General features: G+C 72.1%; 9 protein-coding genes and 1 pseudogene. 5 read left to right on the forward strand and 5 right to left on the reverse strand.

The genetic code is table 11. The features are described 5' to 3' along the window. The first annotated feature begins 59 nt into the window (after positions 1 to 59). Positions 60 to 1,253 (forward strand): S8 family peptidase, encoded by a 1,194-nt coding sequence (locus tag IAG43_RS22830; protein ID WP_187742565.1) that lies wholly within the window; start codon positions 60 to 62, stop codon positions 1,251 to 1,253. 177 nt (positions 1,254 to 1,430) lie between these two features. On the opposite strand, the gene IAG43_RS22835 is transcribed toward IAG43_RS22830, so the two are convergent. Continuing rightward, positions 1,431 to 2,045 carry a YceI family protein gene (locus tag IAG43_RS22835; RefSeq protein WP_187742566.1) on the reverse strand — a complete coding sequence of 205 codons (615 nt, stop codon included), beginning with the start codon at positions 2,043 to 2,045 and terminating at the stop codon, positions 1,431 to 1,433. A 261-nt stretch (positions 2,046 to 2,306) separates the two neighbouring features. Between IAG43_RS22835 and IAG43_RS22840 the strand changes: the two genes are divergently transcribed. Next, positions 2,307 to 2,840 (forward strand): hypothetical protein, encoded by a 534-nt coding sequence (locus IAG43_RS22840; protein ID WP_187742567.1) that lies wholly within the window; start codon positions 2,307 to 2,309, stop codon positions 2,838 to 2,840. 91 nt (positions 2,841 to 2,931) lie between these two features. Here the strand turns inward: IAG43_RS22840 and IAG43_RS22845 are convergent, their stop codons facing one another. After that, complete coding sequence (locus IAG43_RS22845; RefSeq protein ID WP_187742568.1) at positions 2,932 to 4,158, reverse strand: glycoside hydrolase family 64 protein; 1,227 nt, start codon at positions 4,156 to 4,158, stop codon at positions 2,932 to 2,934. 231 nt (positions 4,159 to 4,389) lie between these two features. Here IAG43_RS22845 and IAG43_RS22850 point away from each other — a divergent pair. The 3 genes and pseudogenes from IAG43_RS22850 (at position 4,390) to IAG43_RS22860 (ending at position 10,335) form a co-directional block, all read left to right on the forward strand. After that, a pseudogene (locus IAG43_RS22850) lies at positions 4,390 to 8,233 on the forward strand (endo-alpha-N-acetylgalactosaminidase family protein). A gap of 277 nt (positions 8,234 to 8,510) precedes the next feature. Continuing rightward, positions 8,511 to 10,097 (forward strand): acyl-CoA carboxylase subunit beta, encoded by a 1,587-nt coding sequence (locus IAG43_RS22855; RefSeq protein ID WP_187742569.1) that lies wholly within the window; start codon positions 8,511 to 8,513, stop codon positions 10,095 to 10,097. Positions 10,098 to 10,122: 25 nt separating this feature from the next. Continuing rightward, a complete protein-coding gene (locus IAG43_RS22860; protein WP_187742570.1) occupies positions 10,123 to 10,335 on the forward strand; it encodes an acyl-CoA carboxylase subunit epsilon in 213 nt (70 codons plus the stop codon). A 295-nt stretch (positions 10,336 to 10,630) separates the two neighbouring features. Here the strand turns inward: IAG43_RS22860 and IAG43_RS22865 are convergent, their stop codons facing one another. The 3 genes from IAG43_RS22865 to IAG43_RS22875 all read right to left on the reverse strand — a co-directional run bounded on the left by IAG43_RS22865 (position 10,631) and on the right by IAG43_RS22875 (position 12,329). Further along, on the reverse strand, positions 10,631 to 11,212 hold the full coding sequence (locus IAG43_RS22865; protein ID WP_050791473.1) for a GTP-binding protein: 582 nt from the start codon (positions 11,210 to 11,212) through the stop codon (positions 10,631 to 10,633). Next, positions 11,193 to 11,819 carry a DUF742 domain-containing protein gene (locus IAG43_RS22870; protein WP_187742571.1) on the reverse strand — a complete coding sequence of 209 codons (627 nt, stop codon included), beginning with the start codon at positions 11,817 to 11,819 and terminating at the stop codon, positions 11,193 to 11,195. The genes IAG43_RS22865 and IAG43_RS22870 overlap by 20 nt, the downstream gene beginning before the upstream one ends. A 96-nt stretch (positions 11,820 to 11,915) precedes the next feature. After that, a complete protein-coding gene (locus tag IAG43_RS22875) occupies positions 11,916 to 12,329 on the reverse strand; it encodes a roadblock/LC7 domain-containing protein (protein ID WP_005311461.1) in 414 nt (137 codons plus the stop codon). Positions 12,330 to 12,333 lie beyond the last annotated feature (4 nt).

The raw sequence follows: 12,333 nt of genomic DNA on the forward strand, positions 1-12,333 counted from the left end.
CGATGCGAAACAGTCACCGAGAGTAGGATTCGCCTGCACTGCGTGCTTGTCTCGTGCGCATGCGCAACAGAACCAGGCTCAGCGCCTGTGCCGCGGCCGCTGCCGCGATGATCCTGTCCACCGGTCTCACGACCGCGTCCGCGAACGCCGATCCGAGCCCCACCCGGGCCACTCCGGCGCCTCTCTACCGGTCCAGTGCGCCGGTCGAGGGCCAGTACATCGTCTCGCTCAGCCCCGGCGGGATCGACGGCGAGACGCTGGCGAAGGAGATGGGGCTGACGTCCCTCTTCACCTACTCGTCCGTGATCAGCGGCTTCGCCGCCAAGCTGACCCCCGAGCAGCTGGCCGCGGTCCGTTCCACGGCCGGCGTGGCCGCCGTCGAGCAGGACGCCGTGGTCAGCGCCGTGGGCGCGCCGCGGGCCGGGCGCGCGCCCGCCGCCTCCTGGGGGCTCGACCGGATCGACCAGACCGACCTCCCCCTGGACCAGGACTTCACCGTCAACGGCACGGGCGAGGGAACCACCGGGTACATCCTCGACACCGGTATCGAGTACGGCCACAGCGAGTTCGGCGGCCGGGCGCGGTACGGCTACGACGCCGTCGGCGACGGGCGGGCCGGAGCCGACTGCAACGGCCACGGCACCCATGTCGCGGGCACGGTCGGCGGCGCCACGTACGGGGTGGCCCGCCAGGCGGACCTGGTCAGCGTCCGGGTCCTCGACTGCGAGGGGAGCGGCACCTGGTCCGGCATCATGGCCGGCCTCGACTGGATCGCGCTCGACGCCGATCAGCCCGCCGTCATGAACGCCTCGCTCGGCGGCGCGTACTCGCGCATGGTCAACGACGCGCTCGACCGGGTCGCCGCGAGCGGGGTGGTGCCCGTGGTCGCGGCCGGCAACGACGACGCCGACGCCTGCGACGTCTCGCCGGCCTCCGCGCCCCGGGCCTTCACCGTCGGGGCGAGCGACGCCCAGGACCGTGAGGCGTCCTTCTCCAACCACGGCGAGTGCCTGGCGCTCTACGCCCCGGGCACCGCGATCGTCTCGGCGCGGATGGGCGGTGGCAGCGTCGCCCACAACGGCACGTCGATGGCCGCGCCGCACGTCGCCGGTGTCGCCCTGCTGGCCCGCCAGGCGAACCCGGCCGCGGGCGCCGAGGAGATCGAGAGCAGCCTGCTGGCCGCCGCGGTCGAGGACACGCTGACGGTCGACGCCGGTTCGCCGAACCGGCTGGTGAACACCGGGGGTCTGTGACCCGGGCGCGTCCCCCGCGCACGCACGAGCGCCCGCCGTGCCGGTGACCGGCAGGGCGGGCGCGCTCGTGTGTGCCGGCCGGTCGCGGAGCCGGTCACGGAGGTCCGTGCACCGGGTGACCGCCGGCCGGCCGCCGGCCGCCTGTCCGTCACGGACGGGCGGCCCGTTGCCGACGGGTCAGGCGGCGGCCTTGATCGCGGAGATGTCGAAGGTCAGCCTGACCTTGTCGCTGACCATGACGCCGCCGGCCTCCAGCGCCGCGTTCCAGGTCAGACCCCACTCGGAACGCAGGATCTCGGTGCCGCCCTCGAAACCCACGCGCTCGTTGCCGTAGACGTCGGTGGCCGAGCCCTGGAACTCCAGGTCGATGGCGAGCGGGCGGGTGACGTCCTTGATCGTCAGGTCGCCGGTCACGCGGTACGCCTCGCCGCCGAGCTGCTCGACACGGGTGGAGCGGAAGGTCATCTTCGGGAACTTCTCGGCGTCGAAGAAGTCGCCGCTGCGCAGGTGGCCGTCGCGGTCGGCGATGCCGGTGTCGACGGACGCGATGTCCACGTCGATCGTGGCCGAGGAGTTGGCCGGCTGGGAGCCGTCCAGCTTCAGGGCGCCCTCGTGGGAGCCGAACGTGCCGCGGACGTTGGTGACCATGGCGTGGCGCACGGTGAACCCGATGCTGCTGTGGGCGGGGTCGATCGTGTACTCGCCGGTCAGCGCGGCCAGCGCGGGGTCGACCTGCGCGGGCACGGTGGCGGTGGCGGTGTCGGTGTCGGACTTGCGGCTGAAGATACCCATGACGTGCTCCTTGGGGACGGGCGCCGAGGGAGTTCGGCGGGGGCGGAGGAAGCTTGTTTAAGCTTCAACGAAATCGACTGTAACGCCATTCCGTTCAACTTTCAACATCTCCTGCGGCAGGGACGGCGGGATTCGTCGGACGAGGTGCTTCCGCCCTCTGGCGGACGCGCGTAGAACTCGGGCACCATCTGACTGCTCCACCTGCACCGCCGTCCCACCCCTCACAGGTTCACCACGGACATCAGCAGGAGGGAATCCCCCATGGAAGCCCGTACCGCAGCCGGTCCCAGGCTCCGCTCCGCCGTCACCGCGCTCGCGCTCGTCCTCGGCGCCCTGTTCGCACCGGGGTTCGGCGTGTTCGGCGCCGCGACCGAGGCGCACGCCGCCACCAAGATCAGTCACGCCACCGCGACCTCGATGTTCAGTTCCCGGGGCATCACCTGGTCGTCGTCGGGCGGCTGCTCCAACCGCAACAACCCGACGTGCACCTCCTTCGACCAGCTCAACCTCGCCAGTGCCCAGGGAGCCCAGACGCTGAAGAGCGCCAGCGGCTGCGCGCTCAACATCACCGGCGGCACGGAGACCGGCCACGCCGGCGGCACGTACTCGCACTGGAACGGCTACAAGCTCGACTACAGCAAGGGCACCTGCGTCGGGAACTACATCAAGAACACCTTCACCTACATCGGCGTCCGGGGTGACGGCGCCCCGCAGTGGAAGTCCGGCTCCGGCAACATCTACGCCGACGAGGGCAACCACTGGGACGTGACCTACTACAACTGCGGCGGCTGCTGACCGCGCCGCCGCGCACGCACGCCGAAGGGCGCCCGTCCCCCCGGAACGGGCGCCCTTCGTGTGCGGCCGGGCTGCCCCGCCCGGCCCCCGGTCAGGAACCGACGCTGACCGTGAAGCGCCTGGGGTTGCCGTCGTGCGCCGCGCCCGAGACGTCCGGCTGCCCGTCGGGACGGACGTCGTCGTACGGGAAGGCGTAGCCGATCGGCGAGTTGGCGTGGACGATCCGCGACCAGTGGTTGGTGGCCGGGTCCCGGTAGTAGTCGGCCGCGGTCGCCCCGTTCGGCTGGTCGGGGTGGGTGAGCAGGGTGCTCCGGTTGAAGCCGGCCGCGATCCTGGCGAGCAGGGCCTTCTTGTCGTCCGAGTCCGACGGGTTGTTGGTGAACGGCCCGTGGTTGCAGGTGAAGACGTCCCGCGAGACGGGCTTGGGGAAGGTGTGCCCGCCGGCGAAGGTCAGGGTGTCGCCGCTGACCCGGCCGGTCAGCACCCCCCGTCCGCCCTGGAGGTCCACCCGCAGGTCGGTCGAGCGGTACTTCTCCCAGACCTGGTCGATGTAGCCGCTGAACGCGTCCCGGAAGGGCATCTCCGCGGGCCGGTCGAAGTACGGGGCCATGAGCACCTGCGGCGCGATCGCCCGCAGCACCTTGCCGTCGCCGCTCCGGATGACCAGCCGGTCCCACGGCTGCCCGTCCCGCGCCGCCTGCGCGGCGAGGTCGGAGGCGATCCGCTCCAGCGCGCCGTCGGGCAGCGGGGCGACCGTGTGCGTGGCGTCCCCGGCGAGGGTGAGGCCGATCGGCAGGGCGGTGACCAGGTCCACGTAGCTGATGTTGGCGAACAGCTGCTGCGCGTTGAAGGTGAACTCGCAGAACGACCAGACACGGCTGTAGTTGGCGTCCGCGGGCGTGGCGAACGCCGGTTCCACCAGGGACGGTCCGGGGTTCACGAAGAAGTCCAGCTTCCCGTCGCGCACGAAGTACACCCGCGCGCCGAACATGCGCGGCAGCGTGAGGACCACCGGCCCGGCGCCGGCCGCCTTCAGCGGGATGGCGCAGTCCACGGCCAGCGGGGTCATGGGGGCCGACGGGCTGGCGGGCTTGTACACCCCGCCGTCCGGGCGCAGCAGGACCCAGTCGCCGGTGCCGTCCTCGTGGCCGGTGACGTACGCGTGGACGGTACCGGGCAGGGAGCGGTTCTCCAGCGCCAGCTCGCAGGTGGCCGGAGCGGCGGCCGCGGTGGGGCTGAGAGCGCTTCCCCAGGCGGGGTAGGTGAGCGCGCCGGCGGTCGCGGCCGCGCCGGTGAGGAAGAGACGTCGGGATATCACGAGTCGACTCCTGGTGCTGTGGGGGGAGTTGTGTGGGGAGCGCCCACTCTCGCGAGGGGCGGGGCGCGCGTCAAGAGTTATGACTGAGAGCGCTCTCAAAATTTCGTTGTCTTCACAAGTCGACGTCTGCGGCGGCCACTTGGACGGAACGGACGCGGTTGTTGGACTGCCGGGGCCCCGCACGCCCGCCGTCGTTGACGCCCCCGGAAACGGGGCACTACCCAGGTCCCCATGCCTCGCAGATTCCGTGCGGCGTGCGCGCTCGCCGCCGCTTCCAGTGCCGTGTTCGCCCTGGCCGGGCCCGTCTCACCGGCCACGGCCCGAACCGACGGGCCCGCCGCCGTGAGCGCCTCGGGCGCCGGTCCCGTCCTGACCTCCGGCGCGCTCTCGGTGCGCGTCGGCGACGACTTCCCGCGGGTGCTCGCCTACACCGACCGCGCGAGCGGCGCCACCCTGCTCGGCAGCACCCGGCCGGTCACCGAGGTGACCCTGAACGGCACGGCGTACCCGGTGCGGACGACCGCCGCGCCCCGCACCACCCGCTCCGCCGCGCACTACACGCTCGCCTTCGAGGGGCTGCCCGGCGTGGAGATCGACGCCGGCCTCTCGGTGGCCGGACGCGCGGTGACGTTCCGGGTGACCGCCGTCCGGGACACCGCGGCCTTCCGGGTGGGCACCATCGACGTGCCGGGCCACGACCTGGTGTCCGTCGGCAGCACCGATCAGGGCGCCGCCACCGCCTTCACCCGGCTCGACCCGGACTCCACCCGCACCGCGGACGTCTTCGCCGGCGTCACCGCGGACACCCCGGCCGACGCCGCGCCCGTCGGCGCCTCGTACGCCATCGTCAGCACCGACTCGCTCGCGGCGGCCGTCGAGTCCAACTCGTCGTACGACAGGCCCGCCGGCGCGACGGGCGGCGACGACGCCCGCTTCTGGCACCAGGCGCGCGAGGCCGACGACGGTTCGGTGCGCGTCGGCGTCTCCTCCGGCCAGTGGACGTACCGCGGCGACGGAGCGCCCGCACCGGAGACCGGCGACGCCCTGCCCTGGGCGAAGGTGGTCGTCACCCCCGACGCCAACGGCGACGGCCGGGTGGACTGGCAGGACGGCACGGTGGCCTTCCGCGACATCCAGATCACCGCGCCCGGCAGCGAGAGCACCCCCGGCCGGGTCGTCACCCACATCCCGTTCAACTTCGCCAGCCAGGCCACCCACCCCTTCCTGCGCACCCTCGACGACGTGAAGCGCATCTCGCTGGCCACCGACGGACTCGGCCAGCTCGCCGTCCTCAAGGGCTACGGCTCCGAGGGCCACGACTCGGCCCACCCCGACTACGGCGGCGACTACAACAAGCGCGCCGGCGGCCTCGCCGACCTCAACAAGCTGCTCGCCGCCGGGGAGAAGTGGGGGGCGGAGTTCGGCGTCCACGTCAACGCCACCGAGGCGTACGCGGAGGCCCGCGCCTTCGACGAGCAGCTCGTCGACCGCACCAGGCCGGGCTGGAACTGGCTGGGCCAGAGCTACTACATCGACCAGCGCCGCGACCTGGGCGGCGGCGGCCTCGCCCGCCGCTTCCAGCAGCTGCGCGACGAGACCCACCGCAACCTGAACTTCCTCTACATCGACGTCTACTACACCCACGGCTGGATCGCCGACAAGACGATCCAGACCGTGCAGAAGCAGGGCTGGACGGTCGGCACGGAATGGGCCGACAAGTTCGAACGCGCCTCGCTCTGGTCCCACTGGGCCAACGACCTCGACTACGGCGGCGCCACGAACAAGGGCCTCAACTCGCAGATCATCCGCTTCATCCGCAACGGGGAGAAGGACGTCTGGAACGACCACCCGGTGCTCGGCCAGACCGCCCTGGAGGACTTCGAGGGCTGGACCGGCGAGAACGACTGGAACGCGTTCTACGACAACATCTGGCAGCGCAACCTGCCCGCCAAGTTCCTCCAGCAGGAGCGCATCGTCCGCTGGAACGGCGACGACATCGCCTTCACCGGCGGCCTGCGCGGCAGCGTCGAGGACGGTCGGCGCACCTTCGTCGACGACGGCCGCACGGTGCTCGACGGCGACCGGTACCTGCTGCCCTGGGACGGCGGGAAGAAGCTGTACCACTACAACAAGGCGGGCGGCACGACCAGCTGGGCCGTCGACGGCGACCGCGCGTACACCGTTCACCGGCTCACCGACAACGGGCGGGTCAGGACCGGCACCGTTCGCCCCGTCGACGGCCGGATCACCCTCACGGCCGAGGCCGGTCAGCCGTACGTGCTCCACCCCTCCCGCGCACCCGAACCGCGCGACCCGCGCTGGGGCGAGGGCGGGCCTGTCGCCGACCCCGGCTTCAACGACGCCGGGCTCCGCGACTGGACCACCCGCGGCTCCGTGACCCGAGACACCGACGACCGCGGCCGCAACAGCGCCGCGCTGACCGGCACGGCCGCCGCCTCGGTCTCCCAGCGGATCACCGGGCTGACCCCCGGCGAGCGCTACACCGCCTCCGCCTGGATCGAGGTGGAGCCGGGGAGCTCGCGCCGCACCACGCTGTCCGCGGCCGGGCGGTCCGTCGCCGTGGAGCGCTCCGCGGTCCCCAACACGATCGCCGCCTCCGACTGGCACGGCACCCGCTTCCAGCGCGCCTCGGTGGCCTTCACCGCGCCCGCGCGCACCGCGACGCTCTCCGTCGGGGCGGCGCCGGGGGAGCGGGGCCCGGGTGCGCGTCGACGACGTGCGCGTCGTCGCCGGGGCGCCCGAGCCTGCCGAAGGCGTCCTGGTCCACGAGGACTTCGAGGCGGTCGACCAGGGCTGGGGCCCCTTCCTCAAGGGCGACGCGGGCGGGGTCACCGACCCCCGCACCCACATCGCCCAGCTGCACGCCCCGTACACCCAGGCCGGCTGGAACGGGAAGGCGGTGGACGACGTGATCACGGGCAGGGAGTCCCTCAAGTCCCACGAGGAGAACGCCGGCCTCGTCTACCGCACCGCCCCCTGGACCGTGCCCATGGAGAACGGGCACAGCTACCGGATCGCCTACGACTACCAGTCGAGCCACGCGGGCGCCTACGAGTGGGTCACCGGCTACGACCGGGCCCCGGGCGGCTCCGTGGAGCGTCTGCGCACCCCGCTGCCCGAGCAGCGCACCACCGGGCGCTTCGCGCAGACCGTGACCGCGGGCTGCGGCGACACCTGGACGGGACTGCGCAAGCGGGCCGACGCGCCCGCCGGCGCCGACTTCGTGCTGGACGGCTTCACCGTCACCGACCTCGGTCCCGCTCCGGAGCAGGCCGCCTGCGGCACCCTGTCCGTCACCGCGGCCGAGACCCTGGAGCCGGGCCGCCCGAACACGGTCCGGGCCGTCTTCGCCAACGACGAGACCACCGAGGCGCGCGACGCCGCCGTCGCCCTGACCCTGCCGGAGGGCTGGACCGCCGCACCGCGGGGCCCGGTCACCTTCGCGTCCGTCGCGCCCGGCGCCGAGGTCACCGCCGTCTGGCAGGTGACCCCGCCCGCCGACGCCCCCTACCGGAGCCACCGGATCGGCGCCGCCGTCGCGTACACGGCCGGCGGCGCGGCCCGCACGCTGGAGGCCGCCGCCCCGGTGCGCACCCTGCCGCCCCCGCCCGCCGCGGACACCTGGGCGAGCGATCACGACTGGGTGTCCGCCACGGGCGGCTGGGGCCCCGTCGAACGCGACCGGTCCAACGGCGGCACCGCCCCGGGCGACGGGCCGCCGCTGCGGATCGGTTCGACGGCGTACGAGAAGGGCCTCGGCACCCATGCCCCGTCCCGTATCCGCTACTGGCTGGACGGCCGGTGCACGTCCTTCACGGCCGAGGTCGGCGTGGACGAGGCCCAGCCGGCCCGGGGGAGCGTGCGCTTCTCGGTGGTGGCGGACGGCACCGAGAAGGCGGCGTCCCCGGTGCTCGGGGCGGCGGATCCCGCCTGGTCCCTGAGCGCCGACGTGACGGGGGCCGACTACGTGGAGCTGGTGGCCGGCGACGGCGGTGACGGCAACGGCAACGACCACGCGGACTGGGGCTCCGCGCGCTTCGCCTGCGGCGGCTGAAAACCGCCGCAGCGGGCTCCTTGCGCGCCCTCCGTCCGCGGCACGCGGGCCGAGGGCGCGCAAGGAGCCCGTAACCCGGGCGGCCCACGCGTGACATCCTGCTGTGAGCGGCCTCTCATCGTCCGGTGTTGTGGGACTCGCACAATCCTCGCCGGTCGTGAGCTGGTGGTTGGCGCTTCATGCGCAAGGGTTCTGTCGGGCCCTGACAGGAGAACGGTCGCGAGACTGTACGGAGTCGACGGCACGGTTTGAGTGGTCGGCTCCTTAGGGTCGATGCATGACCGTTTTGGACCAGACCACCAGCAGCGAGCCGGCCGACGCCCATGGCCGGGTGGCCGAGCTGCGTGCCCTGCGGGAGCAGGCGGAGCGTGGCCCGAGTGACCGGGCGACCGAGGCGCAGCATGCGAAGGGGAAGCTGACCGCGCGTGAGCGGATCGCTCTGCTGCTGGACGAGGGTTCGTTCCGTGAGGTCGAGCAGTTGCGGCGGCATCGTGCGTCGGGGTTCGGTCTGGAGGCGAAGCGGCCGTACACGGACGGTGTGGTGACCGGCTGGGGGACGGTGGAGGGCCGGACGGTCTTCGTGTACGCGCATGATTTCCGGATCTTCGGGGGTGCGCTGGGCGAGGCGCATGCGACGAAGATCCACAAGATCATGGACATGGCGATTTCGGCGGGTGCTCCGCTGGTGTCGCTGAACGACGGTGCGGGTGCGCGGATCCAGGAGGGCGTGAGCGCTCTGGCCGGGTACGGCGGGATCTTCCAGCGGAACACGAGGGCGTCGGGTGTGATCCCGCAGATCTCGGTGATGCTGGGCCCGTGTGCGGGTGGTGCGGCCTACAGTCCGGCGCTGACGGACTTCGTGTTCATGGTCCGTGAGACCTCGCAGATGTTCATCACCGGTCCGGACGTGGTGAAGGCGGTGACCGGCGAGGAGATCACGCAGAACGGGCTGGGCGGCGCGGACGTGCACGCCGAGACGTCGGGCGTCGCGCACTTCGCGTACGACGACGAGGAGACCTGCATCGCGGAGGTCCGCTACCTCCTGTCCATGCTCCCCTCCAACAACCGCGAGAACCCCCCGGCCACCGAGAGCGACGACGCCGCCGACCGGCGCTCGGACGTCCTCCTCGACCTGGTCCCCGCCGACGGCAACCGGCCCTACGACATGCACAAGGTCATCGAGGAGCTCGTCGACGACGGCGACTACCTCGAGATCCACGAGCGCTGGGCGCGCAACATCATCTGCGCCCTCGCCCGCCTCGACGGCCAGGTCGTCGGCATCGTCGCCAACCAGCCGCAGTCGCTGGCCGGCGTCCTCGACATCGAGGCGTCCGAGAAGGCTGCGCGCTTCGTGCAGATGTGCGACGCCTTCAACATCCCCATCGTCACCCTGCTCGACGTGCCGGGCTTCCTGCCGGGCGTGGACCAGGAGCACGGCGGCATCATCCGCCACGGCGCCAAGCTGCTCTACGCCTACTGCAACGCCACCGTGCCCCGGATCTCGCTGATCCTGCGCAAGGCCTACGGCGGCGCCTACATCGTCATGGACTCCCAGTCCATCGGTGCCGACCTCACCTACGCCTGGCCCACCAACGAGATCGCCGTCATGGGCGCCGAAGGCGCGGCGAACGTCATCTTCCGCCGCCAGATCGCCGACGCCGAGGACCCCGAGGCCATGCGCACCCGCATGGTCAAGGAGTACAAGGCCGAGCTGATGCACCCCTACTACGCCGCGGAGCGCGGCCTCGTCGACGACGTCATCGACCCCGCCGAGACCCGCGAGGTCCTCATCAGGTCCCTCGCCATGCTCCGCACCAAGCACGCCGACCTGCCGTCCCGCAAGCACGGCAACCCCCCGCAGTGACCCTGCGAAGGACTGGAGCACACCGATGAGCACTCCCGCCGATCCCTCGTCCCTCCTCCGGGTGGAGAAGGGCCACGCCGAGCCCGAGGAGCTCGCGGCCATCACCGCGATCCTCATGGCCCGTGCCGCGTCGCGTCAGGACACCGGCCCGCTCCCGCACCGCGGCCGCACCGCGGCCGGCTGGCGCCGCCTGGAGCGCCAGAGCGGCTTCCGCCCCTCCCACAGCTGGCAGGGCTGACACCAGCGCCCCGCAGGCCCCGCACACGCCGTGTGCGGGGCCTGCGGCGTTCCCGGGGCGCTCTCCCGGCCTTCCCCGGGCCTCCCGCGGCAGCGGCGCCGGGGAGACGGCCCGTCCCTCGTCCGACGGCACCGCGAACGGCGCGGAGCGGGACACGACGCCCCGCCCCCGCCGGCAGCGGCGGGCCTCCGGGCTCCCGTCGGCCCCGGACAACGCGACGGCCCCGTACCCCGCTCCGTCGGGAGCAGGGGCACGGGGCCGGCCGGGCGGGCAGGGACCCCCACCCGGCGAAGCGCTACCGCAGGCGGGCCATGAGGGCGTGTTCGACGAGGGTGATCAGCGCGCTCTTGGCGTCCGCGCGGTGGCGGGCGTCGGTGGTGATGATCGGGGTGTCGGGGCCGATCTGGAGTGCTTCGCGGACTTCCTCGGGGTTGTAGGGCTGGTGTCCGTCGAAGCCGTTGAGGGCGATGACGAAGGGGAGCCCGGAGTTCTCGAAGTAGTCGACGGCGGGGAAGCAGTCGGCGAGGCGGCGGGTGTCGACGAGGACGACGGCGCCGATGGCGCCGCGTACGAGGTCGTCCCACATGAACCAGAAGCGGTCCTGTCCGGGGGTGCCGAACAGGTAGAGGATGAGGTCCTGGTCGAGGGTGATGCGGCCGAAGTCCATGGCGACGGTCGTCGTCGTCTTGTCGCCGGTGTGGGTGAGGTCGTCGATGCCCGCGGAGGCGGACGTCATGACGGCTTCGGTACGCAGCGGGTTGATCTCCGAGACGGCGCCGACGAACGTGGTCTTGCCCACGCCGAATCCGCCCGCCACCACGATCTTCGCGCTGGTGGTTGAGCGGGCTGCACCGCCGCTAGAGCTTGCGAAGTCCACTGAGCACCCTTTCGAGCAGTGTCACGTCAGGCTGGCCACCCGCGGCCTCGTCGCCGCCGGGCTGATGGATGGCGACGAGGCCGGCCTCCGCCAGGTCGGCGACGAGGATCCGGGCAACGCCGAGGGGAATGGAGAGCAGTGCCGAGATCTCGGCGACCGACTTGATCTCGAAGCACAGCCGGCAGATCCGCTGGTGCTCGGGCAACTGCCCTTGCAGCCGGGAGGGATCCGCGGTCGTGCTGACCAGCGCCTCGATGGCGAGCTGGTAGCGCGGCCGGGTCCGGCCGCCGGTCATCGCGTAGGGACGCACCAGCGGGTTGTGCCTGCTCGCGCCCGAAGCCGTCTGGGGCTCGGGCGCGCGCCGGGGAGCCACCGGCTGGATGCGCGGTGCCTGGGGGCGGTCGTACGACGGCTGCTCGTACGGCTGCTGGTACGAAGGGTCGTACGACGGGTCGTAGGACGACGCTCCCGGGGCCTGAGGCTGCTGGTACGGCTGGGAGCCGCCCCCTCTGCTCGGGGTCGAGGGAAAGTTGAAGCGGTTGTGAGTGTGCTCACCCTGGGGCTGGTGAGCACCTTCATACGGGTGTCCGCCTGGGGGTGTTGCCACGTTTCCTCCTCCGACCGCCGGTCACCGGTCCCTGTCCCTGTGGGGCCGCGCCACCGCACTTTATGGTGCGGTGGCGGGAAATGCACTGTCCGTTTGTCAGTTGAGAAGACTTCCCTGGAGTTCCGCGCGGAGGTCCGGGGTCAGAACGCTGCCGGCCCGGTCGACCAGCAGGGCCATCTCGTAGCCCACGAGGCCGATGTCGGCCTCCGGGTGCGCGAGAACGGCCAGGGACGATCCGTCGGAGATCGACATGATGAAGAGGAAGCCGCGCTCCATCTCCACCACCGTCTGGTTGACGGCACCGCCCTCGAAGATCCGGGACGCTCCCGCGGTCAGCGAGGTCAGCCCGGAGGCGACCGCTGCCAGCTGATCGGCTCGGTCACGCGGGAAACCCTCGGACATCGCCAGCAGGAGTCCGTCGGCGGAGACCACCACCGTGTGGGACACCCCGGGGGTGTTGTCCACGAAGTTGGTGATCAACCAGTTCAGATTCTGCGCCGCCTGGCTCATCGGG

Origin of the sequence: Streptomyces genisteinicus, from assembly GCF_014489615.1 — a bacterium.
GTDB lineage: Bacteria > Actinomycetota > Actinomycetes > Streptomycetales > Streptomycetaceae > Streptomyces > Streptomyces genisteinicus.

Coding starts and splice junctions, on each gene's coding strand:
- IAG43_RS22860 (WP_187742570.1), top strand. CDS start 10,123: ATGAGCACTCCCGCCGATCCCTCGTCCCTCCTCCGGGTGGAGAAGGGC.
- IAG43_RS22830 (WP_187742565.1), top strand. CDS start 60: ATGCGCAACAGAACCAGGCTCAGCGCCTGTGCCGCGGCCGCTGCCGCG.
- IAG43_RS22840 (WP_187742567.1), top strand. CDS start 2,307: ATGGAAGCCCGTACCGCAGCCGGTCCCAGGCTCCGCTCCGCCGTCACC.
- IAG43_RS22835 (WP_187742566.1), bottom strand. CDS start 2,045: ATGGGTATCTTCAGCCGCAAGTCCGACACCGACACCGCCACCGCCACC.
- IAG43_RS22875 (WP_005311461.1), bottom strand. CDS start 12,329: ATGAGCCAGGCGGCGCAGAATCTGAACTGGTTGATCACCAACTTCGTG.
- IAG43_RS22855 (WP_187742569.1), top strand. CDS start 8,511: ATGACCGTTTTGGACCAGACCACCAGCAGCGAGCCGGCCGACGCCCAT.